The organism is Kitasatospora sp. NPDC059817 (assembly GCF_042731835.1).
GTDB lineage: Bacteria > Actinomycetota > Actinomycetes > Streptomycetales > Streptomycetaceae > Kitasatospora.
In genome coordinates this window covers 1-1217 of sequence record NZ_JBHWIR010000440.1, presented here as the reverse complement: position 1 = coordinate 1217, position 1217 = coordinate 1, and the positions used below count along the sequence as shown (strand labels likewise).

Annotated in this window: 1 protein-coding gene; it reads left to right on the top strand. The window is 71.9% G+C overall.

Features of this window, described 5'->3' with window-relative positions; all coding sequences use genetic code 11:
* Positions 1-42: 42 nt before the first annotated feature.
* A partial coding sequence (locus ACFV61_RS36095; protein ID WP_380496426.1) for an IS4 family transposase occupies positions 43-1217 on the top strand: 1175 nt, incomplete at its 3' end.

The window sequence follows — 1217 nt, the reverse complement described above, 5'->3', positions numbered from 1 at the left end:
CAATGCCAGTGACTTTGGTGTGTCTGTCTCGTTGGTTGTGGTGTGGCGAGGGTGGGGCAGGTCAAGTCGTGTGCGGGTGAGCGGTTGTCGGATCGGATCGCGATCGGGGTGCTGACGCAGGTGTTTCCGCCGGGTCTGGTCGATGAGGTGATCGCTGAGACCGGGCGGGCCGAGCAGCGCAGTCGGTTGTTGCCGGCGCGGGTGGTCGTGTACTTCGTGCTGGCGATGTGCCTGTTCTTCGGGCAGGGCTACGAGGAGGTCGCGCGGCTGCTGGGTGAGGGACTGGGAGAGGGGCGGCGGTCGTGGCGGGTGCCGACGACCGCCGCGATCGGCCGGGCCCGGCGGCGGCTGGGGCCGGAGCCGTTGCGTCTGCTGTTCGCCCGGGTGTGCCGTCCGATGGCCGTGCCCGGGACCGCGGGTGCGTGGTATCGGCGTTGGCGTGTGGTGGCGGTGGACGGCACCACGCTGGACCTGGCGGACACCGAGGCCAACGACGCCTTCTTCGGCCGCCATGCCTCGGGACGCGGGGCGGCCGCGTTCCCGCAGGCCCGGGTCGTGGGGCTGGCCGAGTGCGGCACCCACGCGATGTTCGCCGCCGAGGTGGGCCCGCTGTCGGCCGGCGAGCAGACGCTCTCCCGGCGGCTGTTCGGCCATCTGCGCGCGGGGATGCTGCTGCTGGCGGACCGGGGCTTCTACGGCGTCGAGCTGTGGCAGCAGGCCCGGGCTACCGGCGCGGACCTCCTGTGGCGGGTACGCAAGAACGCCGGCCTGCCCGTCGTGCGGACGCTGTCGGACGGCTCCTACCTCAGCGAGGTCTTCGCCGGACACGACCGCAGGAACCGTCGCGACCCGGTGACCGTCCGCGTCGTCGAGTACACCCTCGCCTCCACCGGCGACGCCACCGTCTACCGCCTGATCACCACCCTCCTCGACCCCGAGGAGGCACCGGCCGCCGAACTGGCCGCTCTCTACGCCCAGCGCTGGGAGATCGAGACCACGCTGGACGAGATCAAGACCCACCAGCGCGGCCCCAGGCTCGTCCTGCGCTCGAAGTACCCGTGGGGTGTCGAGCAGGAGGTCTACGGCCTCCTGCTCGTCCACCACGCCATCCGGCAGCTGATGCACCAGGCCGCCCTCAACGACGGCCTGGACGTCGACCGGCTCTCGTTCACCCGCAGCCTGCGCGTCGTACGCCGCCAGGTCCCCGCCCAGGCGGC